Origin of the sequence: Cellulosimicrobium sp. RS (assembly GCF_046159675.1) — a bacterium.
In the GTDB taxonomy this organism is placed as follows: domain Bacteria; phylum Actinomycetota; class Actinomycetes; order Actinomycetales; family Cellulomonadaceae; genus Cellulosimicrobium; species Cellulosimicrobium funkei.
The window spans coordinates 184,759-210,240 of sequence record NZ_JBJXVU010000008.1; the positions used below are offsets into that span (position 1 = coordinate 184,759).

At 75.0% G+C, this 25,482-nt stretch carries 25 protein-coding genes and 1 riboswitch; of the genes, 20 read left to right on the forward strand and 5 right to left on the reverse strand.

Annotation, left to right across the window (positions count from 1 at the left end; all coding sequences use genetic code 11):
* The first annotated feature begins 47 nt into the window (after positions 1-47).
* Both ACI769_RS13935 and ACI769_RS13940 read left to right on the forward strand, forming a co-directional pair.
* Complete coding sequence (locus ACI769_RS13935) at positions 48-275, forward strand: helix-turn-helix domain-containing protein (protein ID WP_031316417.1); 228 nt, start codon at positions 48-50, stop codon at positions 273-275.
* A complete protein-coding gene (locus ACI769_RS13940) occupies positions 272-1,558 on the forward strand; it encodes a type II toxin-antitoxin system HipA family toxin (protein WP_409141770.1) in 1,287 nt (428 codons plus the stop codon). The genes ACI769_RS13935 and ACI769_RS13940 overlap by 4 nt, the downstream gene beginning before the upstream one ends.
* Positions 1,559-1,661: 103 nt before the next feature.
* Here ACI769_RS13940 and ACI769_RS13945 read toward each other — a convergent pair whose 3' ends face one another.
* Positions 1,662-2,282: a GNAT family N-acetyltransferase gene (locus ACI769_RS13945; RefSeq protein ID WP_409141771.1), complete on the reverse strand. Its 621-nt coding sequence runs from the start codon at positions 2,280-2,282 to the stop codon at positions 1,662-1,664.
* Between the two features lie 51 nt (positions 2,283-2,333).
* Between ACI769_RS13945 and rpe the strand changes: the two genes are divergently transcribed.
* The 8 genes from rpe (at position 2,334) to ACI769_RS13985 (ending at position 9,044) form a co-directional block, all read left to right on the forward strand.
* Positions 2,334-3,002 (forward strand): ribulose-phosphate 3-epimerase, encoded by a 669-nt coding sequence (gene rpe, locus ACI769_RS13950; RefSeq protein ID WP_085387973.1) that lies wholly within the window; start codon positions 2,334-2,336, stop codon positions 3,000-3,002.
* Positions 3,003-3,284: 282 nt separating this feature from the next.
* Positions 3,285-3,410, forward strand: a riboswitch (FMN riboswitch).
* Between the two features lie 158 nt (positions 3,411-3,568).
* Positions 3,569-4,702, forward strand: a complete 1,134-nt coding sequence (ribD, locus tag ACI769_RS13955) for a bifunctional diaminohydroxyphosphoribosylaminopyrimidine deaminase/5-amino-6-(5-phosphoribosylamino)uracil reductase RibD (protein WP_232322570.1) — start codon at positions 3,569-3,571, stop codon at positions 4,700-4,702.
* Positions 4,702-5,325, forward strand: coding sequence for a riboflavin synthase (locus ACI769_RS13960; RefSeq protein WP_085387972.1), 624 nt, complete (start codon positions 4,702-4,704; stop codon positions 5,323-5,325). Before ribD ends, ACI769_RS13960 begins: the two co-directional genes overlap by 1 nt.
* Entirely contained in the window at positions 5,322-6,749 is a 1,428-nt protein-coding gene (ribB, locus tag ACI769_RS13965) for a 3,4-dihydroxy-2-butanone-4-phosphate synthase (RefSeq protein ID WP_085387971.1), read from the forward strand. The genes ACI769_RS13960 and ribB overlap by 4 nt, the downstream gene beginning before the upstream one ends.
* The gene (gene ribH / locus ACI769_RS13970) at positions 6,746-7,213 is read left to right on the forward strand and encodes a 6,7-dimethyl-8-ribityllumazine synthase (RefSeq protein ID WP_047234219.1); all 468 of its coding nucleotides are present in this window, start codon (positions 6,746-6,748) and stop codon (positions 7,211-7,213) included. The genes ribB and ribH overlap by 4 nt, the downstream gene beginning before the upstream one ends.
* A 73-nt stretch (positions 7,214-7,286) precedes the next feature.
* Positions 7,287-7,550 carry a phosphoribosyl-ATP diphosphatase gene (locus ACI769_RS13975; RefSeq protein ID WP_024839663.1) on the forward strand — a complete coding sequence of 88 codons (264 nt, stop codon included), beginning with the start codon at positions 7,287-7,289 and terminating at the stop codon, positions 7,548-7,550.
* 110 nt (positions 7,551-7,660) lie between these two features.
* Entirely contained in the window at positions 7,661-8,515 is an 855-nt protein-coding gene (gene hisG, locus ACI769_RS13980; RefSeq protein ID WP_009865157.1) for an ATP phosphoribosyltransferase, read from the forward strand.
* A gap of 46 nt (positions 8,516-8,561) precedes the next feature.
* Complete coding sequence (locus ACI769_RS13985) at positions 8,562-9,044, forward strand: PH domain-containing protein (RefSeq protein ID WP_009865158.1); 483 nt, start codon at positions 8,562-8,564, stop codon at positions 9,042-9,044.
* A gap of 127 nt (positions 9,045-9,171) precedes the next feature.
* Here the strand turns inward: ACI769_RS13985 and ACI769_RS13990 are convergent, their stop codons facing one another.
* Entirely contained in the window at positions 9,172-11,073 is a 1,902-nt protein-coding gene (locus tag ACI769_RS13990) for a DEAD/DEAH box helicase (RefSeq protein WP_085387970.1), read from the reverse strand.
* 409 nt (positions 11,074-11,482) lie between these two features.
* On the opposite strand from ACI769_RS13990, the gene ACI769_RS13995 reads away from it, so the two are divergent.
* The 10 genes from ACI769_RS13995 (at position 11,483) to ACI769_RS14040 (ending at position 22,117) form a co-directional block, all read left to right on the forward strand.
* Complete coding sequence (locus tag ACI769_RS13995) at positions 11,483-12,103, forward strand: CDP-alcohol phosphatidyltransferase family protein (protein WP_034656174.1); 621 nt, start codon at positions 11,483-11,485, stop codon at positions 12,101-12,103.
* A complete protein-coding gene (locus ACI769_RS14000) occupies positions 12,100-13,068 on the forward strand; it encodes a DUF881 domain-containing protein (protein ID WP_232422894.1) in 969 nt (322 codons plus the stop codon). Before ACI769_RS13995 ends, ACI769_RS14000 begins: the two co-directional genes overlap by 4 nt.
* On the forward strand, positions 13,065-13,397 hold the full coding sequence (locus tag ACI769_RS14005; protein WP_021483549.1) for a small basic family protein: 333 nt from the start codon (positions 13,065-13,067) through the stop codon (positions 13,395-13,397). The genes ACI769_RS14000 and ACI769_RS14005 overlap by 4 nt, the downstream gene beginning before the upstream one ends.
* 2 nt (positions 13,398-13,399) lie before the next feature.
* Entirely contained in the window at positions 13,400-14,818 is a 1,419-nt protein-coding gene (locus ACI769_RS14010; protein ID WP_409141772.1) for a DUF881 domain-containing protein, read from the forward strand.
* A 175-nt stretch (positions 14,819-14,993) separates the two neighbouring features.
* Entirely contained in the window at positions 14,994-15,476 is a 483-nt protein-coding gene (locus tag ACI769_RS14015; protein ID WP_409141773.1) for an FHA domain-containing protein, read from the forward strand.
* Between the two features lie 2 nt (positions 15,477-15,478).
* Complete coding sequence (locus ACI769_RS14020) at positions 15,479-16,234, forward strand: MerR family transcriptional regulator (protein ID WP_043651632.1); 756 nt, start codon at positions 15,479-15,481, stop codon at positions 16,232-16,234.
* Positions 16,235-16,357: 123 nt separating this feature from the next.
* Entirely contained in the window at positions 16,358-16,831 is a 474-nt protein-coding gene (locus ACI769_RS14025) for a bifunctional nuclease family protein (RefSeq protein ID WP_024839673.1), read from the forward strand.
* Positions 16,832-17,045: 214 nt separating this feature from the next.
* On the forward strand, positions 17,046-17,636 hold the full coding sequence (locus ACI769_RS14030) for a MerR family transcriptional regulator (RefSeq protein WP_021482353.1): 591 nt from the start codon (positions 17,046-17,048) through the stop codon (positions 17,634-17,636).
* Between the two features lie 187 nt (positions 17,637-17,823).
* Positions 17,824-21,222 carry a pyruvate carboxylase gene (locus tag ACI769_RS14035; protein WP_171467862.1) on the forward strand — a complete coding sequence of 1,133 codons (3,399 nt, stop codon included), beginning with the start codon at positions 17,824-17,826 and terminating at the stop codon, positions 21,220-21,222.
* 52 nt (positions 21,223-21,274) lie between these two features.
* Positions 21,275-22,117 (forward strand): MBL fold metallo-hydrolase, encoded by an 843-nt coding sequence (locus ACI769_RS14040; RefSeq protein ID WP_144723122.1) that lies wholly within the window; start codon positions 21,275-21,277, stop codon positions 22,115-22,117.
* Positions 22,118-22,175: 58 nt separating this feature from the next.
* Here the strand turns inward: ACI769_RS14040 and ACI769_RS14045 are convergent, their stop codons facing one another.
* From ACI769_RS14045 to ACI769_RS14055, 3 genes are all read right to left on the reverse strand, one after another.
* Positions 22,176-23,423 (reverse strand): phosphatidylserine/phosphatidylglycerophosphate/cardiolipin synthase family protein, encoded by a 1,248-nt coding sequence (locus tag ACI769_RS14045; RefSeq protein ID WP_369824973.1) that lies wholly within the window; start codon positions 23,421-23,423, stop codon positions 22,176-22,178.
* A gap of 162 nt (positions 23,424-23,585) precedes the next feature.
* The gene (locus ACI769_RS14050) at positions 23,586-23,855 is read right to left on the reverse strand and encodes a Rho termination factor N-terminal domain-containing protein (RefSeq protein WP_021482649.1); all 270 of its coding nucleotides are present in this window, start codon (positions 23,853-23,855) and stop codon (positions 23,586-23,588) included.
* The gene (locus ACI769_RS14055) at positions 23,842-25,467 is read right to left on the reverse strand and encodes a hypothetical protein (protein ID WP_137280478.1); all 1,626 of its coding nucleotides are present in this window, start codon (positions 25,465-25,467) and stop codon (positions 23,842-23,844) included. Before ACI769_RS14055 ends, ACI769_RS14050 begins: the two co-directional genes overlap by 14 nt.
* Positions 25,468-25,482: the final 15 nt, after the last annotated feature.

Below are 25,482 nucleotides of genomic sequence, written 5' to 3' on the forward strand. Positions count from 1 at the left end.
TCCCGACGCGGCAGCACGTCAGCGCACCCCACGGCAGGAGAGCCAGCATGGCCGACACCTGGACCACCCCCCGCAGCCCCCGCGACCTCGGCGCCTACCTCAGCCGCGTCCGCCGAACCCGCGGACTCACTCAGGCCCAGGTCGCCGACGAGCTCGGCATCACCCGCCAGTACCTCTCCGAGCTCGAGAACGGCGTCGAGAACCTCTGGGTCCAACGACTCTTCGAGCTCCTCGACACCCTCGACGTCGACCTCCGACTCCAGGAACGCCGATGACCAACCTCACCGCCTGGCTCTACGGCACCCCCGTCGCGACCCTCGCACCCACCGGCCTGCGGACCACCGACGGCACACCCCGCGTCACCCTCACCTGGACCACCGACGCCCTCGACCGCTGGGGGCACGACGCCCGCGTCCTGTCCCACCTGCTCCCCATCACCCCACCCGACGAACCCCCGCCCCACCCCGCGCGCGTCGCCGCCTGGCTCGACGGACTCCTCCCCGAGGGCCGCACCCGCGACGCCATGGCCATCGACGCCGGCATCGACCCCGACGACGCCCTCGCCTTCCTCGTCCACTACGGCCACGACACCGCCGGCGCCGTCCTCCTCGCACCCGAAGGACAACCCCTCCCCACCCCCGGCACCCCCGAACGCCTCGACGACGCCGCCGTCGCACGACTCCTGCGCGCCGCCGTCGCACGCAGCGGGGGAGAAGGCCGCACCGACCACCTCACCAGCTCCCTGCCCGGCATGGAACCCAAGATCACCCTCCTTCACGACGAGCACGGCTGGGCCAGGCCCCACGGCACCGCACCGACCACCCACATCCTCAAGGTCGCCCGCCCCTCCGACTCACCCACCGCCGACCTCGTCAACACCGAGGCCGCGGCCCTCGACCTCGCCCGCCGCATCGGCCTCACCACCGTCGACGCGCACGTCACCGAGCTCGACGGCGAACGCGCCATCGTCGTCACTCGTTACGACCGTGTCCCCGACCCCACCGACCCCACCGGCACCGCACGCCTCCACCAGGAGGACGCCGCCCAGGCCCTCGGCATCAACACCCGCGACCCCGAACGCAAGTTCCAGCACGGCCGCCGCTTCCCCTCCCTCGCCGCCATCGCCCGCACCCTGCGCGACGACGGCACCCGCCCCGACCCCCTCCTCGCCCTCACCACCCTCAACCTCGCTCTCGGCAACACCGACGCCCACGCCAAGAACATCTCCGTCCTGCGCCACGCCGACGGCACCGTCCGCCTCGCCCCCGCCTACGACATCGCCATGCACCTCCACCACGACCACGCCTCCCGCGTCTTCGCCATGGACGTCGCCGGCGAACGCGACATGGACCGCCTCACCGCCGACTACCTCGTCACCGAGGGCACCACCTGGGGACTGCCCCGCCGCCGCGCCCAGCGCGCCGTCGCCCAGACCCTCGACGGACTCCTCGCGGCGCTCGCGGACATCGACCGCGACGCCCACCCCGGCGTGAGCCGTCACGCCTGGCGCACGGTCGAGCGCCGCACCACCGACCTCCGCCGACCCCTGGTCGTCTAACGGCCCCCCTTCTCCCGCCGAGCAGGTGGTCGTGGCGGGTCCGGGTGCCCCCACCCACCAGGACCGCCTGCTCGACCGAGTGGGTCGGGGCGCACCAGGGTGCTCAGAGGGTGCGCTGGAGCAGGATCGTGTCGACCCAGCGGCCGTGCTTGAACCCGACGGCGGTGAGGCGGCCGGCCTCGACGAAGCCGAAGCGGCGGTGCAGCGGGAGCGACCCGGCGGCCTCGGGGACGTCGGCGACGACGGAGACGACCTGGCGGACCCCCGCGGCGGCGAGCGCCTCCAGGAGCGCGGCGAGCAGCGCGGTGCCCACCCCGCGCCCGGCGTGCTCCGGGGCGAGGTAGATCGTGTCCTCGGCGGTGTGCCGGTAGGCGGGCTTGGGGCGCCAGGCCGACGCGTACGCGTAGCCCGCGACGACAACGCCGGTCGGGGAGCCCGGCCCGCCCGGGGCGTCGACCTCGGCGACGAGGAACGGCAGGCCGCGCGCGGCGACGTCGTCGAGCTTGCGGTGCCACGCCGGGACGTCCCAAACCTCCTCCTCGAACGTCACGCACGTGTCGCGCACGAACGGGGCGGCGATCTCCGCGACCCGCGGCAGGTCGTGCACCGTGGCCGGGCGCACCGTCACGGCGGGCGCGGAGGCGCGCGGGTCCCCGGGGCGGTGCGGCGTGCCGCGGACGGAGGCAGGGGCCGGGCCGAGGGAGGGGGAGGAGAGGTCGCTCACGCGACGAGGGTACGAGCACCGGGCTCCGGCACGCGCCCCTAGGCTGGGCCCATGGCAGCCCTCATCGCACCGAGCATCCTGTCCGCCGACTTCGCGAACCTCGAGCGCGACCTGAACGCGATCGCCACGGCGGACTACGCGCACGTCGACGTCATGGACAACCACTTCGTGCCGAACCTCACGCTCGGGCTGCCGGTGTTCGAGCGCCTGGCGCAGGTGTCGCCCGTCCCGATCGACGCCCACCTCATGATCGAGGACCCAGACCGCTGGGCGCCGGCCTACGCGGAGGCGGGCGCGGCGTCGGTCACGTTCCACGCCGAGGCCGCTGCTGCCCCTGTGCGGCTCGCTCGCGAGCTCCGCCGCCTGGGAGCCCGCGCAGGCGTCGCGCTGCGCCCTGCGACGCCGGTGGAGCCCTTCCTGGACCTGCTGACCGAGGTGGACATGATCCTTGTCATGACGGTCGAGCCGGGCTTCGGCGGGCAGTCCTTCATCGAGGGGACGCTGCCGAAGATCCGGCGGGCGCGCGAGGCCGTGAGCGAGTCGGGCCTCGACGTGTGGATCCAGGTCGACGGGGGAGTGTCCCGCTCGACGATCGAGCGAGCCGCGGACGCGGGGGCGAACGTCTTCGTCGCCGGGTCGGCGGTCTACGGGGCGGAGAGCGTGCCCGGGGAGATCCAGGCGCTGCGCGATCTGGCGGAGGCGTCGGCGCACTCTCACTGACGTCAGGACGGGAAGGGGCCCTCTTCGGGCCCCTTCTTCGTTCCACATAAAATAGTGTGCCAAGCGCACATCTTCCATCCACAAGACCGCGAGAACCTCACCACCGAGCAAGGAGAAAGAGCGGAGCCAGCCGTCGGACGGCGAAGCTCGACGGCTCAGGGGGAGGCGGTGCTCGCGAGCGGCGACCTCGACGGGAGCGGGCGAGGTCGCGTCGGACCGCCGGTCGCACCCGCGCGGGGCGCACCCGGAGTAACATCGGCGGTTGCAGTACGCAGTACGCACGAACGTGCTCCGGGGTCGGTGCAATTCCGAGCCGGCGGTGACAGTCCGCGACCCGCGCCCACGCGCGGTTGACCTGGTGGAACTCCAGGACCGACGGTGAAAGTCCGGATGGGAGGAAGCACGTGCGGCGTGGCCACGCCTCGGCGCGTGGTGCTCCGGCGACCCGCCGGTGCACCCGTCCGGGACGGTGACGGCCTCGCCGTGGTGAGCGACGCCGTCGAGCCCTCGTGGCTCGACCCGCCGCCCGCCCTCACCCCGGAGCGCCCGTGCCCGGGAGGAGGACGATGGGCGAGCATCCCCGCACCCTGACGGTCGACGACGCGATGACGCGCGCGCTCGAGCTGGCGGCCCGAGGGCCGGCGCACGGGCCGAACCCCCGCGTCGGGTGCGTCCTGCTGGGCCCTCCGCCCGGCGCGACCCTGCCCGACGGCGCCGCGCCCGGTTCGATCGACCCGCACCCGCGGCCCGTGCTCGCCGAGGGGTGGCACCGTGGCGCGGGGACGCCGCACGCCGAGGCGGCGGCCCTCGCGGACGCCCGGGCGCGCGGCGTCGACGTGGCCGGCGCGACGGCGGTCGTGACGCTCGAGCCGTGCGCCCACACCGGTCGCACCGGCCCGTGCGCCGACGCCCTCGTCGCCGCGGGCGTGGCGGAGGTCGTGCTCGGCGTCGACGACCCGAACCCCGTCGCCACGGGCGGCGCGCACCGGCTGCGGGCCGCGGGGGTCCGCGTCGTGCGCGGCCTGCGCGCCGCCGAGGGCGAGGAGCTCCTGCGGGTGTGGCTCACGGCCGTCCGGCGCGGCACGCCGTACGTGACGCTCAAGACGGCTACGACGCTCGACGGCTACGTGGCCGCCGCGGACGGGACGAGCCGGTGGATCACCGGGCCCGCGGCGCGCGAGCACGCGCACCGCGTGCGGGCGGAGGTGGACGCGATCGTCGTCGGCACGGGCACGCTCCTGGCCGACGACCCCGAGCTCACCGCGCGGGTGCCCACCCACGGCTCGTCCCACGAGGCCGCGAGCGCCGCGCGTCTGGCGGAGCACCAGCCGTTGCGGGTGGTCGTGGGCCTGCGGGGGATCCCGCCGACGGCGCGGGTCCACGGGGAGGGTGGCGAGCTGGTGCACGTGCTGACGCGGGACGTCGGTGAGGTGCTGGAGCGGCTCGCGGAGCGCGAGGTGCGGCACGTGCTGGTGGAGGGCGGTCCGACGCTGGCGACGGCGTTCCTGGCCGCGGGCGCGGTGGACGAGCTGCACGCGTACGTGGCCCCGGTGCTGCTGGGGGGCGGGCGGCGAGCGGTGGACGGGTTGGGTGTGGCGACGATCGCCGACGCGCACCGGTTCCGCACGGTGGAGGTGAGGCGTGTCGGGGACGACGCGCTGGTGGTGTCCAGGAAGAGCACGGAAGGACGGGTGGGTTGATGTTCACGGGGATCGTGGAGGAGATCGGCAGGGTCCGGGGGATCGCGTTCCCTGGCGGCGCGGGGGAGGACGCGGTGCTCACGGTCGAGGGGCCGCTCGCGGCGTCGGACGCGGCGCTCGGTGACTCGATCGCGGTGAACGGGGTGTGCCTGACGGTCACGAGCCTCGGGGGCGACGGGTCGTTCACGGCGGACGTGATGCCGGAGTCGTTGCGGCGGACTGCGCTGGGTGACCTCGTGGCGGGGTCGCCGGTGAACCTGGAGCGGGCCGTCCGGGCGGACGCGCGGCTGGGCGGTCATGTGGTGCAGGGCCACGTGGACGGCGTCGGGACGCTCGTGAGCCGCGCGCCGGGGGAGCGGTGGGACGACCTGGTGCTCTCCGCCCCTGCGGGTCTGACGCGCTACGTGGCGGAGAAGGGCTCGATCGCGGTGAGCGGGGTGTCGTTGACGGTGACGCACGTGGACGACGAGACGTTCGGCGTCTCGCTGATCCCGACGACGCTCGAGGCGACGATCCTCGGGCGACTGGTGCCGGGCGACCGGGTGAACCTCGAGGTGGACGTGCTCGCGAAGTACGTCGAGCGCCTGCTGGTGTCCGGCGTGGTCCCCGGGAGCGCGTCGTGACGGGCGCGGGGTCCGCGAGCGCCGCGGTGCCGGAGGGGTCGGGGGCCGTGCGGCTGGGGTCGGTCGAGGAGGCGTTGGCGGCGATCCGGGTGGGGCGTCCGGTGCTGGTGGCGGACTCGCCGGACCGGGAGAACGAGGCGGACGTGGTGTTCGCGGCGCAGGGGGTGTCGGCGGAGTGGGTGGCGTGGACGATCCGGCACTCGTCGGGGTACCTGTGCGCGCCGATGCCGGCGGCGCGGGCGGACGCGTTGGAGCTGCCGTTGATGGTGCCGCACAGCCAGGATCCGCGGCGGACGGCGTACACGGTGACGGTGGACGCGGCGACGGGGGTGTCGACGGGGATCTCGGCGGAGGACCGGGCGCGGACGTTGCGGGTGCTGGCGGACCCGGCGTCGGGTGCGAGTGATCTGATCCGGCCGGGTCATGTGCTGCCGTTGCGGGCGGTGCCGGGGGGTGTGCTGCATCGTGCGGGGCACACGGAGGCCGCGGTGGACCTGGTGCGTCTGGCGGGGAGGGGTGAGGTCGGGGGTATCGCGGAGCTGGTGCACGACGACGGGACGATGATGCGTCTGGGGGACGCGGCGGCGTTGGCGGAGCGTGACGGGTTGGTGCTGATCACGATCGCGGACCTGGTGGCGTGGCGGCGGGTGCACGACTCGGCGCCTGCGGTGGCCACGGAGGTGCCGGATCGGGAGGCGGTGGCGCGGCGGGTGCACCGCACGTCGTCGGCGGAGCTCCCGACGGTGCACGGCCGGTTCCGGGTGGTGGGGTACCGGGACCTGCGTACGGGGGCGGAGCACGTGGCGCTGGTCCCTGCGGTCCCCCCTGCTGGTGCCTCGGGTCGGGGTGAGGCTGGTGCGGAGGCCGCGAGCGCCGTCGGGACGGAGGTGGTGCCGGTGGTGCGGGTGCACTCGGAGTGCTTGACGGGGGACGCGTTCGGGTCGTTGCGGTGCGACTGCGGTCCGCAGCTGGGGGCGGCGTTGGGGCGGGTCGCGGCGGAGGGGGGTGCGGTGGTGTACCTGCGGGGGCACGAGGGTCGGGGGATCGGGTTGCTGGCGAAGATCGGGGCGTACGAGCTGCAGGACGCTGGTCTGGACACGGTGCAGGCGAACCTGGAGCTGGGGTGGCCGGTGGATCGTCGGGAGTACGGGGCGGCGGCGGCGATCCTGGCGGACCTGGGGTTGTCGCGGGTGCGGTTGCTGACGAACAACCCGGCGAAGGTGACGGGTCTGGTGGCGTCGGGCATCGACGTGGTGGGGGCGGAGCGGATCGAGGTGGGTCACGGTGAGCACAACCGGGCGTACCTGGTGACGAAGAAGGTGGCGATGGGTCATCTGCTGGACACGGTGGCGGTCCCGGACGGGGCTGTCCTGGTGGAGCCGGGCGACGAGCCGGGTACGGAGACGAAGGAGGACGAGGGATGAGCGGGGCAGGTGCGCCGACGGTGAGCGTGGACGGGTCGGGGCTGCGGGTGACGGTGGTCGCGGCGAGCTGGCACACGGAGGTGATGGACGGGTTGCTGGCGGGCGCGCGGCGGGCGTTGGCGGCGGCGAACGTGTCGCACGTGAGCGTGGTGCGGGTGCCGGGGTCGTTCGAGCTGCCGGTGGCGGCGGCACGCGCGGTGGAGCACGGCGCGGACGCGGTGGTGGCGCTGGGCGTGGTGATCCGTGGGGGGACGCCGCACTTCGAGTACGTGTGCCAGGCGGCGACGTCGGGTCTGACGGACGTGAGCGTGCGCACGGGGGTGCCGGTGGGGTTCGGTGTGCTGACGTGCGACGACGAGCAGCAGGCCCTGGACCGGGCGGGCCTGGAGGGGTCGCGCGAGGACAAGGGTGCGGAGGCCGCGGAGGCGGCGGTCGCGACGGTCGTGGCGCTGCGCGACCTGTGACGGACCGGGTCGGGGCGTGCCCGCTGGGCGGACACGCCCCGGCCGGGTCCGGGCGGCGGATACCCTGGAGCCCGTGAAGACGTTCGAGTCCCTGTTCGCGGAGCTGTCCGAGAAGGCCACGACGCGACCTGCCGGTTCCGGCACGGTCGCGGAGCTGGACGCCGGCGTGCACGCGATCGGGAAGAAGGTGGTCGAGGAGGCCGCCGAGGTGTGGATGGCCGCCGAGTACGAGGGCGACGTGAAGACGGCGGAGGAGATCTCCCAGCTCCTCTACCACCTGCAGGTCCTCATGCTGGCGAAGGGTCTGAGCCTGCAGGACGTGTACGAGCATCTGTGAGCGGCCGCGCCGGTGAGCGTCCCCCGCTCCCGGCCGCGAGCGCCGCTCGCCCCTCGCTCGTCCCTGCTGTTCCCCTCTTCCTGCCCGATCCCCTGAACGAAGGTCCTGTCATGCTGCGTATCGCCGTCCCCAACAAGGGGTCCCTGTCCGAGCCCGCCGTCGAGATGCTGCGCGAGGCGGGGTACCGCCAGCGCCGTGACCCGCGCGAGCTGGTGCTGGCGGACCCGGACAACGACGCCGAGTTCTTCTTCCTGCGCCCGCGCGACATCGCGGTGTACGTGGGGTCGGGCACGGTCGACGTCGGGGTCACGGGTCGGGACCTGCTGCTGGACTCGGGCGCGGACGCGGTGGAGCACATGCAGCTCGGGTTCGGGGGGTCGACGTTCCGCTACGCGGCGCCGGCGGGGACGATCACGTCGTTGGAGCAGGTGCAGGGGCTGCGGGTCGCGACGTCGTACGAGGTCCTCGTGGAGGGGCACCTGCGGGCGCACGGGGTGGACGCGACGGTGGTGCACCTGGACGGTGCGGTCGAGTCGGCGGTGCAGCTCGGGGTGGCGGACGTCGTCGCGGACGTGGTCTCGACGGGCACGACGCTGCGGGGCGCCGGCCTGGAGGTGTTCGGCGACCCGATCCTGGTGTCGGAGGCGGTGCTGATCCGGCCGCGCAAGGTTGCGGAGGCGGACGTCCCGGCGGGGGTGGAGGTGCTGTCCCGTCGTCTGCAGGGGGTGCTGACGGCGCACGAGTACGTCCTCATGGACTACGACGTGCCGGTGTCGCTCGTGGACCGTGCGGTCGCGATCACGCCGGGCCTGGAGTCGCCCACGGTGTCGCCGCTGCACGACCGGGACTGGGCGGCGGTGCGGGCGATGGTGCGCCGCGACCGCACGAACCAGGTCATGGACGCCCTGTACGACGTGGGTGCGCGCGCGATCCTCGTGACCCGGATCCACGCCTCGCGCCTCTGAACCTCGGCCCCCGGTGGGTGGTCGGCGGGTGTGAGACGGTGGCGGCATGAGCACCGACCCGTTCCCCGACCCCGGCCTGCCGGGCGACCGCGACGACGACCCGTACCGCACGTTCCGGCCCCGGTTCGGCCTGGTGTCGGCCTGGGCGACGGGCGTGGTCGTCGTCGGCGGGTGCGTCGTGGTGGGGCTGTCCGCGACGGGGCCGCTCGGCACGTCGTGGGTGAACCGGCTGTCCATCGCGGCGTTCGCGCTGTTCGCGGCGTGGCTGCTGTGGCGCCTGGGCGGCGTGCACGCCGTCCCGACGCGCGAGGGCCTGCGGGTGCGCAACGTCATCTACACGCGCCGCCTCGCCTGGCCCCAGATCGTGTCGGTCCGCTTCGGCTCCGGCGACGCGTGGGTGCGTCTCGACCTCGCGGACGGGTCCACCCTCGCCGTCATGGGCATCCAACGGGCCGACGGCGCCCGGGGCGAGGCGGAGGCGCGTCGCCTCGCCGCCCTGGTGAAGGCGCACGGCGAGGCCCACGAGTAAGGACCGCAGGCGCGGGCCTCCCGTGCCCGCGCCACGGGTCACCCCGTACCGACGACGACGGCCCCCGGATCGAGGAGATCCGGGGGCCGTCGTCGTGCGCCGGCGGGATTGCCGCCGGCGGCGCGGGTCAGAACGCGGCGCGGTGGCGCGGCTTGCGCTCGCCCCGGTCGTCGGCACGGTCGAACCGGTCACGACGCTCGTCACGACGACCCGACGGGCCGTGCCCGGCACGCGGGCCCCGGGACGCGGGCGCGCCCTCGTCGAGACGGATGCGCAGCGCCTTGCCCGCGACCCGTGCCCGCGAGATGCGGTCCATCGTGTCCGCGTCGAGCGGGGCGGTGATGTCCACGAGCGAGAACGACGGGAAGATGTCGATCTTGCCGACGTCCGACCCGGCCAGACCCGCCTCGTTCGTCAGCGCGCCCACGATCCCGCCCGGCATCACGCCGTCCTTGTGCCCCACGGACAGGCGGTAGCGCGTCCCGACGGCGTCGCGGCGGATACCGCGCGTCCCGTCGCCCTCGCGCCGGCCCGACGCACGGTCACCGCGCGACGGACGCTCGCCCGCGCGCTCCGTACGACGCGCCTTCGACTGCTCGCGCGCCGCGGCCCGCTCCGCCTCGAACCGCTCCTGCTCCTCACGGGCACGCGGCCCGTCGTCACCGACCGCGAGCGCCGCCATGGCCGCGGCGAGGTCGACCGGGTCGACGTCGTGCTCGGCGAGGAAGGTGCGCACCATGTCGGCGTACATCGACAGGCGGCCTGCCTCCTGGCGGGCGGGGACCTGCCCGAGCAGGGCCCGCACCTTGTGCGCGGACACGTCCGCGGGGGAGGGGATCTCGATCTCCTGCAGCGGGGTGCGGGTCGTGCGCTCGATCGCGCGCAGGCGCCCGCGCTCGTGCGGGGTGACGAAGCTCAGGGCCTCGCCGGTGCGGCCCGCGCGGCCGGTGCGGCCGATGCGGTGCACGTACGCCTCGGGCTCGCCCGGCAGGTCGAAGTTCACGACGAGACCGATGCGGTCCACGTCGAGGCCGCGCGCGGCGACGTCGGTCGCGACGAGGACGTCGAGCGCACCGGAGCGCAGGCGCTCCACGATCCGCTCGCGCTCCTTCTGCGCGACGTCGCCCGAGATGGTCGCGGCCGAGATGCCGCGCTCGACGAGCGCGGACCCGACCTCCTCCGCGGCGCCGCGCGTGCGGGTGAACACGATCGCGGCCTCGGCGTCGGACGTGGCGAGGACGCGCACGAGGGAGCCGGTCTTGTGGCGGAACGGCACGACGGCGTACGTCTGGCGCACGCTCGTCACCGTGGAGGACTGGCGGGCGACGGCGATCTCGACCGGGTCGGTGAGGTGCTCGTTCGCGACGCGGCGGATCGGGGCGGGCATCGTCGCGGAGAACAGCGCGACCTGACGCTCGCGCGGCGCGCGGGAGAAGATCGTGTCGACGTCCTCCGCGAAGCCCATGCGCAGCATCTCGTCGGCCTCGTCGAGCACGAGGAAGCGCACGTCGTCGAGCACGAGGGTGCCGCGCTCGATGTGGTCGATGACGCGCCCGGGCGTGCCGACGACGACCTGCGCCCCGGCCGCGAGCGCCCGCTGCTGCGGCTGGTAGGGCGAGCCGCCGTACACGGCGACGACGTCGACCTTGGGCAGGTGCGCCGCGAACGACTCGACGGCGTCGGCGACCTGCATCGCGAGCTCGCGCGTCGGGGTGAGGACGACGGCCTGCACGCGCCGCAGCGTGGGGTCGATCGCGGCGAGCAGCGGGAGGCCGAACGCGGCGGTCTTGCCGGTGCCGGTCTGCGCGACGCCGGTGATGTCGCGGCCCGCGAGGAGCGCGGGGATGGCCTCGGCCTGGATCGCGGACGGGGTGACGAACCCGAGGTCGGCGACGGCGCGCTCGAGGGGCGCGGGCAGGCCGAGGTCGGAAAACACGGGGCCGGTGGGAGCGGTCTGCTCCGCGACGGCGGGGGAGGTGTCGGTGGAGTGGTCGAGGGCGTGCGAGGGCGCGACGACGTCAGCAGTCATGAAAGGGTGAGGACCGTTCGTTTCGGGGTGTGGAGTGGCGTGCGGTCACCGGGTCGGTTCTCGCAGGTCGCACTCCCGAACACACCAGGCCGGCCACCGCCACGATCGGGGAGATCAGGGGGGTCGGCCACTCTCACGGACACACGCGGGACGAGCGACGAACTCCAAAGGTCCACCCATCGTACCGGAGGGCGCGGGCGGGCCGCGGGGCCGGGCCCGGTGACGTCCCTCACCCGCACCCGCCCCGCCGGTGCCCGGCCCGCCCCGGACACCGGGCGAAGCGGGTGATTTCGGGCCCTGCGGGGCGCCGCGCCGCGAAATGAGGGCCCAGGTCACCGGGGCCGGTACGTAGGATGGTCGCGCGCGGCAGGTCGCCGCGACGGCGCGACGCGAGCACGGGGCGGTGGGTGTGACGGCAGGGCAGCAGGTCAGCTCGCGCGTCCTGACCGTCCCGAACGTCATCAGCCTCCTGCGGCTGCTCCTCGTACCCGTGTTCGCGGTCCTCATCGTGCGCGGCGACGACGTGTGGGCCCTGGTCGTCCTCGCCGTGTCCGGGGCGTCGGACTGGCTCGACGGCGTGCTCGCGCGCCGCCTGGACCAGGTGAGCCGCCTCGGGCAGATGCTCGACCCCGCCGCCGACCGCCTCTTCATCCTCGTCACCCTCCTCGGGCTCGCGTGGCGCGACGTCGTGCCCGTGTGGCTCGTCGTCGCGATCGTCGCGCGCGACGTCCTGCTCGCGGGCCTGCTGCCGCTGCTCGCCCGCCACGGCTACGGGCCGCTGCCCGTGAGCTTCGCGGGCAAGGCCGGCACGTTCGCCCTGCTGTACGCGTTCCCGCTGCTGCTCCTCGCGGAGATGCCGGGCTGGCTCGGCGACGTCGCCGCCGTCACCGGGTGGGCGTTCACCTGGTGGGGCGTGGGCCTGTACTGGCTCGCGGGCGCGCAGTACGTGCTGCAGACCCGGGCGCTCGTCCTGCGCGACCGCGCCGCCCGCACCGACCGGCCCGGGACCGCGACGAAGGAGACGCCGTGACCGACACGCGACCGGACCAGCCCGCCGCCGCGCGCCGCGCACCCGTGGACGCGTCCATGACCCTCCTCAACGAGGTCATGCACCGCCCCCTCGACCCCGGGTACGCCGCCGCGGCCGCGCGCCGCGCCGCTGGGCAGACCCCGCACCGCGGCCGCACCGGCACCGTCGCGCTCGTCGCCCTCGCCGTCGTCCTCGGCGTCGTCACCACCGCCGCCGCCGTGCAGCTGCGCGCCCCGCAGCCCGGCGTCATCGCCGCACGCGAGACCCTCGAGCAGGAGATCCTCGAACGCCAGGCCACCGCCGAGGAGCTCTCCGCCCGCGGCGCAGAGCTGTCCGGCGAGATCGAGCAGCTCCAGGGCGCGGCCCTGAGCGGCGCGAGCGCCGACGTGCTCGACAGCCTCCAGGAGGAGGGCGCGCTCACCGGGACGCAGCCCGTCGAGGGCCAGGGCGTCGTCGTCACCCTCGACGACACCGGCGGCGGCCTGTCCTCCGGGGCCACCGACGCGAGCTCGCTCGTGCACGACTCCGACCTGCAGCGCGTCGTCAACGCCCTGTGGGCCGGCGGCGCCGAGGCCGTCGCGATCAACGACCAGCGCCTGACCGGCCTGTCCGCGATCCGCAGCGCCGGCGACGCCGTGCTCGTCGACCTGCAGCCCCTCGTCGGCCCCTACCGCGTCGAGGCGATCGGCGACCCCGACGCGATGCGCACCTCGCTCCTGCGGTCCGGCACGTCCGACTTCCTCCAGCTCCTCGGCACCCAGTACGGCATCCGCTCCGGCGTGACGACGCAGAGCCGCCTCGACCTGCCCGGCCGGTCCGCGCCCACGCTGTTCTTCGCGCACGCCCCGGAGACGACCGTAGACTCCGACGCACCCGCCGAGGAGACCGGCCCCGCGCCGGGCACGACCGACGGGTCCGGGACCCCATCCGCACCGCACGAGACAGGGCAGGAGATCGTCGAATGATCGCAGTCGTCGGACTGGTGGTGGGCATCGTCGCGGGCCTCGTCCTGCAACCCACCGTGCCCGTGTCGCTGCAGCCCTACCTCCCCATCGCCGTCGTCGCCGCCCTCGACGCCCTGTTCGGCGGCCTGCGCGCCCGGCTCGACGGCCTGTTCGACGACAAGGTCTTCCTCGTGTCGTTCCTGTCGAACGTCGTCGTCGCCGCCCTCATCGTGTTCCTCGGCGACCAGCTCGGGGTCGGCAGCCAGCTCTCGACCGCCGTCGTCGTCGTCCTCGGCATCCGCATCTTCTCCAACGCCGCCGCGATCCGGCGCCACATCTTCAAGGCGTGAGCATGAGCCGCGACCCCCGCGACCAGGCTCCGGGCGACCGGCCCGAGCACCCCACCACGCCCGCGGACGGTGACGACGCCGCCGTCGGCACCCCCGCCGTCCCCGGCACCGAGCCCGGGACCGACGACGACGCGCGCGACACGGAGCACGTCCCGCCCCGCACCGACGACTCCGACGAGGACGCCACCACCCCCGTCGAGACCGGCCCGGGCCCGGGTGCGCCGCCCGGCGCGCCCCACGACGACCCGGACGAGCCCGCAGCGGTCCCCGGCGACCCCACGACGCCGAGCGACGCACCGGCGGCCGGCGAGACCGTGGCCACCACCGGCCACCTCGAGGACGACGGCAGCACCGCGGCCGACACGACCCCGACCGGTGCCGCGCCGACCGGCACCAGCGGCACCCCCGGCACGGCCGCGCCGAGCGACCCGGACAACACGGTGCCGAGCGACACCACCGTCCCGGCCGCAGCAGCGGGGGAGCGCCCCGCACCCGACGACCGCGCCGACCAGCCCGACGACCCGAGCCCCGCCGCCAACACGCCGGACCCTGCGACGCCCGACGCGACGACGGGCGCGACGACCACCCCGGAAGCCGCGGCGCCCGAGCAGGACGCCGAGACCGCGCCCACCGCCGAGCCGGACCCGGTCACCGGGGCGACGGCCGCCGTCGGGCGCCACGGCACCCCCACCCAGCCCGAGCCGCGCGGGCTGCGCGGCCTCGGCCGGGCGATGCGACCGCGCGCGTCGCGCTCCCAGGTCATGGTCGGCGTCCTGTGCGCGCTCCTCGGCTTCGCGCTCGTCGTCCAGGTGAGCCAGACGCAGGAGGACCAGCTCTCCTCCCTGCGCCAGAGCGACCTCGTGCGCCTGCTCGACGACGTCACCCAGCGCTCCGGCGAGCTCGAGGACCAGGTGTCCTCGCTCGAGGCCACGCGCGACGAGCTGCAGTCCGGCTCCGGCCGCGAGCGCGCCGCGCTCGAGCTCGCCGAGCAGCAGGCCGAGACGCTCGGCATCCTCTCGGGCCGGCTCCCCGCCGAGGGCCCGGGCGTCGAGATCGAGGTCGTCGAGGGTGCCGAACCGCTCAAGGCGTTCGGCCTGTTCAACGTGCTGGAGGAGCTGCGCAACGCGGGCGCCGAGGCCATGGAGGTCAACGGCGTCCGCCTCGTCGCGAGCAGCTACTTCGAGGACACCTCCGACGGCGTGGTCGTCGACGGGCAGGTGATCTCGTCCCCGTACCGGTGGACCGCGATCGGCGACCCGTCGACGCTCGAGACCGCGCTCGAGATCCCCGGCGGCGCCATGGCGTCCCTGCGCGCCGACGGCGCGCGCACCACCGTCACCCAGCAGGACAGGGCCGAGGTCACCGCGACCGTCGAGCCCCGCGCACCCCGGTACGCGACCCCCGTCCCCGCCGACGAGTGAACCGGCTTCCCGCAGGCCCACGGGCCGGGGTAGGTTGGGACGACCGAGGGTCGCACGCACCGCGTGACCTGCAGGTGTAGTAGTTTTCGAGCACCAGTTTCCCGCACCCCGGGGCTCGTCCCCCGGTGCGGTTTCCGAGCTCGAGCACGACGTGCGTGAGCCCCGAGGAGGCGTGATGAGTGTCCCAGGCGGTCCTGAGGTGCCGAACCGGGCGACCAGCGACACGACGGTCAGCTTCGGCCGGATCGAGGCCCCGATCGAGGAGGGCGTGCAGCCCGGGGGCCTGAGCCCCGAGGAGCACGCCGCCGTCGCCGCCCTGCCCCGCCACTCGGCCCTGCTCATCATGCAGCGCGGCCCCGGCCAGGGCTCGCGTTTCCTCCTCGACGCCGAGCGCACCGTCGCCGGGCGCTCCGAGCACGCCGACATCTTCCTCGACGACGTCACCGTGTCCCGCAAGCACGCCGAGTTCGTGCGCGAGGGCGAGCACTTCGTCGTGCGTGACGTCGGGTCCCTCAACGGCACGTACGTGAACCGCAGCCGGATCGACGCGGTCGCGCTCGGCACGGGCGACGAGGTCCAGATCGGCAAGTACCGGCTCACGTTCCACGCCAGCCCGCACGCGGCGGCGTCGTCGGGCGGCGCGGCCTCCCCGTCGTGAACATGTCGACCGGCGCCGCGCACGCCACGGCCCCGGAGCCCGCGGACGGGCCCGAACCGTGGCCCCAGGGGATCTCGCGCCGCGCGACCATGCGCATCTCCGACGTGCTGCGCGCGCTGCGGGCCGAGTTCCCCCACGTCAGCCACTCCAAGCTGCGCTTCCTCGAGGAGCAGGGCCTCATCGAGCCGGTGCGGACCGCGTCGGGCTACCGCCAGTACAGCCCCGCCGACGTCGAGCGCCTGCGCTTCGTGCTCGTCGAGCAGCGGGACCGCTACCTGCCGCTGAAGGTCATCAAGGACCGCCTCGCCGCGCTCGACGCCGGGACCGACGCCGAGACGCTCGCCCCCCGCCTCGCGACCACCGACGGCGAGCCCGGGTCGGCCGGCGTCCGCCAGCGCTACACCGTCGACGCGCTCGTCTCCGCCGCCGGGGTCGAGCGCGAGCTCGTCGAGGGCCTCATCGAGGCCGGCGTGCTCCGCCAGGCGCCGGGCGGGCAGCTCGACGCGCGCTCGCTCGACGTCGTCGTGCTCGCCGCCGGCCTCGCGGACTACGGCATCGAGCCCCGCCACCTGCGCTCCCTGCGCACCGCCGCCGACCGCCACGTGAGCCTCGTGCAGCAGGTCGTCTCGCCGTGGCGCGGCCAGCAGAGCCCGTCCGCGCGCGCCCACGCCGGCACCGTCGCGTCCGAGGTCGGCGAGCTGTGCGCGCAGCTGCACACCGTGTTCGTGCGCCAGGGCGTCGACGACCTCACCCGCTGACGCCCGCACCCGCTCCGCCGTGCCTCGCGCGACGGCCCGACGCCCGTCGCGCACGCCCGGTGCGCACCCCCTGCCGGATGCCGGGTGGAGTCGTACGGTGGTGGAGTGAGCGACGACGTCCCGATGGTCCCGGTGGAGGTGCTGGGGGTCCGTCAGCAGCAGCGCGACCAGGAGATCGTGGTGCTGCTGCTCGACGACGCGTCCGAGCTCGTGGTGCCGATCGTCATCGGCCCGCGGGAGGCGAGCGCGATCGCCATGGCGCAGGCAGGGCTGCCCACGCCGCGGCCCATGACGCACGACCTGCTGCGGGACCTGCTCGACGCGGTGGGCGTGCGGCTCGAGCGGGCGGAGATCGTCGCCCTCGACGGCGGCATCTTCTTCGCCGAGCTCGTGCTCAGCAACGGCGTGCGGCTCGACTCGCGCGCGTCGGACGCGATCGCCGTCGCGGTGCGCACCGGGAGCCCGGTGCTGTGCTCCGCGGAGGTCGTGGCGACGGCGGGCGTCGAGGTCGTCGACGTCGCGCAGCAGGAGGAGGTCGAGAAGTTCCGCGACTTCCTCGACCACGTCCAGCCCGAGGACTTCTCGGTGGACGAGTAGGAGCGGTCCCGGTGCGTGGCGACCCCGACCCTCGGGTCGTGGTCGAGGCTTCGGGACACACCGGACAAGACAGACCTTCGACCTCAGGTCGAGGGTTCAGCGGTCGACGCGTCGACGTGGCGGGCGCGACACGCCCGCACGCCCGAGGCGTCGGTCGTTGACGGCCCCCGACGGCGCCCATAGTTTGGTCGTGACATCACCCCAGGAGGCGACAGTGAACAGCAGCGGTGAGGCGAGCGTCGGTGTCGGCGCGGCAGTTCCGCAGGGCGCGCAGGGCCTCCTCTTCGGGGAGGACATCACCGAGCAGGACACCACGACCGGCTACCGCGGCCCGACGGCGTGCCGCGCGGCAGGCATCACGTACCGCCAGCTCGACTACTGGGCCCGCACCGGTCTGGTCGAGCCCACCGTCCGCCCGGCGTCCGGGTCGGGCTCGCACCGCCTGTACAGCTTCCGCGACATCCTCGTGCTCAAGGTCGTCAAGCGCCTGCTCGACACCGGGGTGTCGCTCCAGCAGATCCGCACGGCCGTCGAGCACCTGCGCGAGCGCGGCGTGGACGACCTGGCGCAGATCACCCTCATGAGCGACGGCGCGAGCGTCTACGAGTGCACCTCGCCCGACGAGGTCGTGGACCTCGTCCAGGGCGGCCAGGGCGTGTTCGGGATCGCCGTCGGGCGCGTGTGGCGCGAGGTCGAGGGCACGCTCGCCGAGCTGCCGACCGAGTCCCTCGAGGACGAGGACGGCACCGCGACGAGCCCGCAGGACGAGCTCGCCCAGCGCCGTCAGGCCCGCACCGCGGGCTGACCCCTCGCCCGGCCCGACCGCGGGCGGACCGTCCGCGAGCGCCGGGGCACCCCCGCGAGGCGTGTGGACCTCGTCACAGCGGGTGCGGTGACCCGTCCGGCGACGCCGTGGGAGGATCGCCCGGTACGCGGTGCGTGGCGCCCTCCCCGGCCCGACGACGCCGCCACGCTCGACGGATGGAGTGCCGGTGTTCTCGAAGGTCCTGGTCGCCAACCGCGCGGAGATCGCCGTCAGGGCGTTCCGCGCCGCCTACGAGCTGGGGGCCCGCACCGTCGCGGTGTTCCCGCAGGAGGACCGCAACTCCGAGCACCGGCTCAAGGCGGACGAGGCGTACCTCATCGGGGAGCCCGGTCACCCGGTGCGAGCGTACCTGGACATCGAGGAGATCGTGCGCGTGGCCCGGGAGGCGGGCGCGGACGCCGTCTACCCGGGGTACGGGTTCCTCTCGGAGAACCCCGACCTGGCGCGGGCGTGCGCGGAGGCGGGGCTGACGTTCGTCGGGCCGCCGCCGGAGGTGCTCGAGCTCGCGGGCAACAAGGTGCGGGCGCTCAAGGCGGCGCGCGAGGCGGGCCTGCCGGTGCTCGCGTCGAGCGAGCCGTCGGCGGACGTCGACGAGCTCGTCGCGGCCGCGGACGAGATCGGGTTCCCGGTGTTCGTCAAGGCGGTCGCGGGTGGTGGCGGTCGCGGGATGCGGCGCGTCGACGTGCGCGAGGACCTGCCCGAGGCGCTGGCGGCGGCGATGCGCGAGGCGGACGGCGCGTTCGGCGACCCGACGGTGTTCCTGGAGCAGGCGGTGCTGCGGCCGCGGCACATCGAGGTGCAGATCCTGGCGGACGGCGCGGGGAACGTCGTGCACCTGTACGAGCGGGACTGCTCGTTGCAGCGTCGTCACCAGAAGGTCATCGAGATCGCGCCGGCGCCGAACCTCGACCCGGCGGTCCGGGACGCGCTGTGCGCGGACGCGGTGCGGTTCGCGCGGCACATCGGGTACCAGAACGCGGGCACGGTCGAGTTCCTCGTCGACACGGTGGGCGAGCGTGCGGGGCAGCACGTGTTCATCGAGATGAACCCGCGCATCCAGGTGGAGCACACGGTGACCGAGGAGGTCACGGACGTCGACCTGGTGTCCGCGCAGATGCGGATCGCGGCGGGCGAGACGCTGGGGGACCTGGGCATCCGGCAGGAGGACGTGCGCGTCAACGGCGCGGCCCTGCAGACCCGGATCACGACGGAGGACCCGGCGAACGGGTTCCGTCCCGACACGGGCCGGATCATCGCCTACCGGTCCCCGGGCGGGGCGGGCGTCCGGCTCGACGGGGCGACGGCGACGGCGGGGTCGGTCGTGTCGGGCCACTTCGACTCGATGCTGGTGAAGCTCACGTGCCGGGGGCGGGACTTCCCGACGGCGGTGCGGCGCGCGCGTCGCGCGCTGGCGGAGTTCCGCATCCGCGGCATCCGGACGAACATCCCGTTCCTGCAGGCGGTCCTCGCCGACCCGGAGTTCGTCGCGGGCAACGTGGCGACGTCGTTCATCGACGAGCGGCCCGAGCTGCTCGCCGCGCGCGAGAGCGCGGACCGGGGCACGCGCCTGCTCGCGTACGTGGGGGACACCACCGTCAACCGGCCGCACGGGGAGCCGCGGGTCACGAGCGACCCGGCGGCGAAGCTGCCGCCGTTCGACCTGACGGTCGAGCCCCCGCCCGGGTCGCGCCAGCAGCTCCTCGAGCTCGGCCCGGAGGGGTTCGCGCGGGCGCTGCGGGGCGAGCAGCTGCTGCGCGTCACGGACACGACGTTCCGCGACGCGCACCAGTCGCTGCTCGCGACGCGCGTGCGCACGCACGACCTGGCGGCCGTCGCTCCGTACGTGGCGCGGGCGACGCCGCAGCTGTGGTCGGTCGAGGCGTGGGGCGGGGCGACGTACGACGTCGCGCTGCGCTTCCTCGGGGAGGACCCGTGGGAGCGGCTCGCGACCCTGCGTGCCGCGATGCCGAACCTCGCGATCCAGATGCTCCTGCGCGGGCGCAACACGGTCGGGTACACGCCGTACCCGACGCGCGTCACGGAGGCGTTCGTCGAGGAGGCCGCGGCGACGGGCATCGACGTGTTCCGCATCTTCGACGCGCTCAACGACGTCGACCAGATGCGTCCGGCGATCGAGGCCGTGCGCGCGACCGGCACGACGGTCGCGGAGGTCGCGCTGTGCTACACGGGCAACCTGCTCGACCCGGCCGAGGACCTGTACACGCTCGACTACTACCTGCGCCTCGCGGACCGCATCGTCGACGCCGGTGCGCACGTCCTCGCGATCAAGGACATGGCCGGGCTGCTGCGCCCCGCCGCCGCGAGCCGGCTCGTGACCGCGCTGCGCGAACGGTTCGACCTGCCGGTGCACCTGCACACCCACGACACGTCCGGCGGTCAGATGGCCACGCTGCTCGCCGCCGCCGCGGCGGGCGTCGACGCGGTCGACGCCGCGAGCGCCGCGATGGCGGGGACGACGAGCCAGCCGCCGCTGTCGGCGCTGGTCGCCGCGCTGGAGCACACCGAGCGCGACACCGGGCTGTCGCTGCCGGCGGTCGCGGACCTCGAGCCGTACTGGGAGGCGGTGCGCCGCGTGTACGCGCCGTTCGAGTCGGGTCTGCCCGGGCCGACAGGGCGCGTGTACGAGCACGAGATCCCGGGCGGTCAGCTGTCGAACCTGCGTCAGCAGGCGATCGCGCTGGGTCTGGGGGACCGGTTCGAGCAGATCGAGGCGATGTACGCGGCCGCGGACCGGATCCTGGGGCGGCTGGTGAAGGTGACGCCGTCGTCGAAGGTCGTGGGCGACCTCGCGCTGCACCTCGTGGCGGCGGGCGCGGACCCGGCGGAGTTCGCGGCGGACCCGCAGTCGTTCGACATCCCGGACTCCGTGGTCGGGTTCCTGGGCGGCGAGCTGGGCGACCCGCCCGGTGGCTGGCCGGAGCCGTTCCGGTCGCGCGCGCTCGCCGGCCGTGCGGCGCGCGCGGGGGTCACGCCGCTCTCGGCCGAGGACGAGGCGGAGCTCGCGCAGGAGGGCGAGGTGCGCCGTCGTCGGCTCAACCACCTGCTCTTCGCGGGGCCGACGAAGGAGTTCGAGCAGGTCCGGCAGGCGTACGGGGACGTGTCGGTGCTCGACACCCCCACGTACCTGTACGGGCTGGAGCCGGGCCAGGAGGTCGCGGTCGCGCTCGGCAAGGGCGTGCGCCTGCTCGTGGGCCTCGAGGCGATCGGCACGCCCGACGAGCGCGGGATGCGCACGGTGATGTTCACCCTCAACGGCCAGCTGCGCCCGATCCAGGTGCGCGACCGCGCGGTGGACGTGGACGCGCGCACCGCCGAGAAGGCGGACCCGACCCAGCCGGGCCAGGTCGCGGCGCCGTTCGCGGGTGCGGTGACGCCGGTCGTCGTCGTGGGCGACGTCGTCGAGGCGGGGCAGACGGTCGCGACCGTCGAGGCGATGAAGATGGAGGCGGCGATCACGACGCCCGTCGCGGGCACGGTCCAGCGGGTCGCGATCGGCGCGGTGCAGCAGCTGGAGGGCGGCGACCTCGTCCTCGTGGTGGGCTGAGGGGCCGGGCCCCGCACGGGCGGGGCGGGCAAGGACGACTCGAGGAGGTTCCATGCAGGTCACGTTCCACGGGCACGCGTGCGTCACGGTGCGCCACGGCGGTCAGGTCGTCGCCATCGACCCGGGCACGTTCAGCGACGCCGCGGCCGCGCTGGCGGACGCCGGCACGGTGCTCCTCACCCACCAGCACCCCGACCACGTGGACACCGGCGCCCTCGGCGACGCCCTCGCGGCCCGGCCGGAGCTCACGGTGTGGGCGCCCGAGGAGGTGGCCGCCGCGGTGCGTCCCGCGCTGCCCGACGGCGCGGCGTCGCGCGTGCACGTCGTCGCGCCGGGGGACGGCCTGGACCTCGGCGGCCTGGAGGTCGTGGTGGGCGGCGGCCGGCACGCGGTGATCCACCCGGACGTCCCGCGGATCGCGAACGTCACGTACCTCGTGCGCGGGGACGGGGCGACGCTCCTGCACCCAGGCGACTCGTTCGACGCCCCGGACGCGGGCGTGCTGGGCGGGCAGCGGCTCGACGTGCTGCTCGCGCCCGTCTCGGCGCCGTGGCTCAAGCTCGCCGAGACGATCGACTTCGTGCGCGCGCTCGACCCGCGGGTCGTGGTGCCGGTGCACGACGCGCTGCTGTCGGACGTCGGGCACGGCCTCGTGAACCGGCTCCTGGGCGAGCAGCGCACCGGCGGCACGTACGAGTACCGGCCGTTGACGACCGGGGAGTCGATCGACGTCGCCGCGGGCGCCCTGGACGGCGCGGCGGACGCCGTCGCGCGCGAGCTGCGCGACGAGCATCCTGAGTTCGAGGAGGTTGCGCTGCTCGAGACCGACGAGACCGTGCCGCCGCGGCCGGAGGAGGAGGCGGCCGACGTGCTGCGCTCCGACCCGGCCCGCTGAGCCGCGGACCCCGCCCGCCGTCGTCGTCGCCCGAAGGACGGCGACGACGGTGGCGCTGCTAGAGCAGCGGGCGCAGGGGAGTGAGGACGATCTCGCTGAGCTTCGCCGCCACCGAGCGGGAGTCCCACTCGTCGAGCGTCAGCTCGCGCGAGTTCGACAGGTCGACCTCGAAGACCTTCTCCATCTGCTCGGCCACTCCCGGGTCCGTGATCTCGAGGTTCACCTCGTAGTTCCCCGTGAGGGACAGCCGGTCGATGTTCGCCGTGCCGATCGTGGTCCACGCGCCGTCGATGGTCGCGGTCTTCGCGTGCACCATGGCGTTGCGGTACAGGTGGATGCGGACCCCGCCCTTGAGCAGCGCCGTGTACAGGCCGCGCGACAGCCAGTCCGCGAGCACGTGGTTCGAGCGTTCGGGCACGAGGACCCGCACGTCGACGCCGCGCGCCGCGGCCGCGAGCAGCGCGGCCAGGATCTCCCGGTCGGGGATGAAGTACGCCTGCGTGATGTAGACGTGCGAGCTCGCGCGGTCGATCGCGTCGAGGTAGATCCCGCGGATCGGGAACACCAGGTGCGCCGGCGCGTTGCGGGCCGCGCGCAGCCGCGGTTCCCAGTGCACCGACCCCGGGTCGGCGAGCAGCGGCTGGTCCGACGCGCGGTTCGCGTTCCAGAAGTCGACGAACGCGTTGCGCAGCTCCCACGCGCTCGGCCCCACGAGGCGCACGTGCGTGTCGCGCCACTGCGTCGCGTACAGGGCACCGATGTTGTACCCGCCCACGAACGCGATCTCGTCGTCGACGACGAGGATCTTGCGGTGGTCACGACCGGACTTGCGCACGTTGAGCATGAGCACGCCCGGGCGGAACACCGGGTACCGGATGACGTGGATCGGCTCGGGCAGGTCGAAGAACGCCTGCGGGACGACGAGGTTCGCGAAGCCGTCGTACACGACGAACACCTCGACGCCGCGCTCGCTCGCCTCGACGAGCGCCTGCTTGAACTCCTCACCGAGCGCGTCGGCCTTCCAGATGTACGTCTCGAGCAGGATGCGGCGCCGCGCGCCGCGGATCGCGCCGAGCATCTCCCGGTACACGTCCTCGCCGTACGTGAAGACGGTCGTCGTGGTGCCCGCGACCTCGACGTCGGCGGGGGCCGAGCGCGGGAACGACGCCTCGGTGGCGTTGCGGCGCTTGCGGATCGCGTCCGCGGTGACGAGCACGCCCGCCACCGTCACGGGCGCCGCGACGGCGACCACGAGCGCACGGGAGAGCAGACGGCGGGCGGTGCGCAGGGCGGAGTCGGCGGACAGGTGCACGCACTCACCGTAGCGGGCGGCACCCCGGGCGCGACCGGAAGACGGTCGCGCCGCGGGTGAGATCCCGCACGGGCCGTCCCCGGCGCGTCCCCGGGCTGTCCTCGGTGCGTCCCTGGGCTGTCCGCGGTGCGTCCCTGGGCTGTCCTCGGTGCGTCCTCAGTGCGAGCGCAGCGCGCGGACCAGCTCCGCCTTGCGCATGGAGGACCGCCCCTCGATGCCGATCTCCGCGGCGCGCTTGCGCAGCTTCTCGACGGTCCAGTCCTCGTAGTCGCCGGCCTTGCCGCCCTTACGGCCCACGCTCGTGCGCGACGAGCCCGCCGCGGCGTTCGCGATGCGGGCCGCCTTCTCCTTCGAGTCGCCCTCGTCCCGCAGCTTCTCGTACAGGTCGGGGTCCTTCACGCTCGGACCCGGGTCACGCTTCGGCACGACGGCCTCCTTCACCTCGGTCCGGCGGCCCGGACGGCTGCGCCGGTCTCCCGACAGGTTCTCGCCCTCGGCGCCCTCTCGCACGCGGACGCCTCCGACCGCGCGGACGTCGCTCCAGCACGACGACGCGCGACGACCCTGCGTCCACGTGCCCCACGTGCCCCGCCAGGGCGGTGAACCCCGACGGGTCGCCGTCGCCGACGACGTCCCAGCGCACGTCCCCGTCCTCGAGGGAGAGGGCGACCGTCCGCGAGCGCCGCGACGAGCCGTCGGAGACGACCAGGGCGAGCGTGGCGCCGTCGGTGAACGCGGCCGCGACGCCCCGGGTGAGATCGACCCGGACGCCCGTGGTGCCCGGGCCGCCGTCCGCCGTCGTGGTGGTGCTCCCGGGCGTCGTGCCGACGCCCGGCGCGGCACGGCGACCGGCGGGAGAGCCGCGCGGCCACGACCACACGGGCTCGCCCGAGCGCGCGTCCAGGGCGACGACGCGTGCGCCGGTGACGACGACGGCGCGGTCGACGGTGAGCGCGACGACCTGGGCGACGGTCTGCGCGAGGCGCCACCGCTCGCGCAGCCCGTCGCCGGTGCCGTCCGCGGCCGCGAGGGCGCGCACGCCGTCGGCGGTGGCGACCAGCCACGGGGCCGCGTCGTCCTCGGGGCCGACGAGCGGCCGCAGGAGCCGACCGTCGACGGCGGCGAGCACCGCCGCGTCCGGGGCGACGCGCTCGGTCGTCGCCTCGCGCCCGGGCGGCAGGACGCGGGTGCGCAGGAACGTCCCGTCGGGCAGCGGGACGACGTCGGTCGTGACGGCCGGGCCGGGGGCGTCGAGACGGGTACCCCCAGCGGTGAGGACGGCGCTGACGCGACAGCCCCGCACGACGAGCAGGCCGTCCTCGACGGTGGCGGCGGCCTGCCCGGCGACCTGGGGCCGGCACATCGGGGTGCGTTCCGCGTCGTCGGGCGGGACGTCGTGCCGCCAGCGCACGCGCGCCGTGCGGGCGTCCTGGAGCGCGAGGTGCACGACCCCTCCGGTGCGGGCCCACCGCAGCACGGTCCCGTCGGGCGCGGGGACCGCGCGGCCGAGCGTGTCGCCCAGCGGCACCGGGCCGGTCACTGGGCCGTCCGGGCCGACGACGTGCGCGACCGGGGCGAGCGCGGGTCCCGTCACGCACACGAGCACGTCGGTCACCGGTCCCGCCGACTCGTCGGGGGTCGGTCCGCACGTGGCGGTGGCGTCGAGAGCGAGCCAGCGCCGGGCGCCCGAGGCGGCGTCGCGCCCCTCGACCCCGGCGGCGGTGACCGTGACGACCACGTCGTCGACGACGGCGACGCGCGGGGCGGCGGCGTCCGCGGACCAGGCGGGGGCCGGGGGCACGGCGAGCGAGCGGACGGCGCCGGGGTGGGCGAGGCGGGCCTGCTCCGCCGTCGAGGCGCGCCACGAGCCGACGGCGCCGAGCGCGACGGCGAGCGCGAGCAGGGGTGCTCCGACGCGCGCGAGGGTGCGTCGTCGGGCAGGGGCCGCGCGCCCGGGTGCCCCCTCCGCGGGTGTGCCGCGCCCGCCCGGCGCGGGCTCGTCGTCGGGGACGAGCTCCACCCGGTGGAGCGGGGCCATGCCTGCGACGCTACG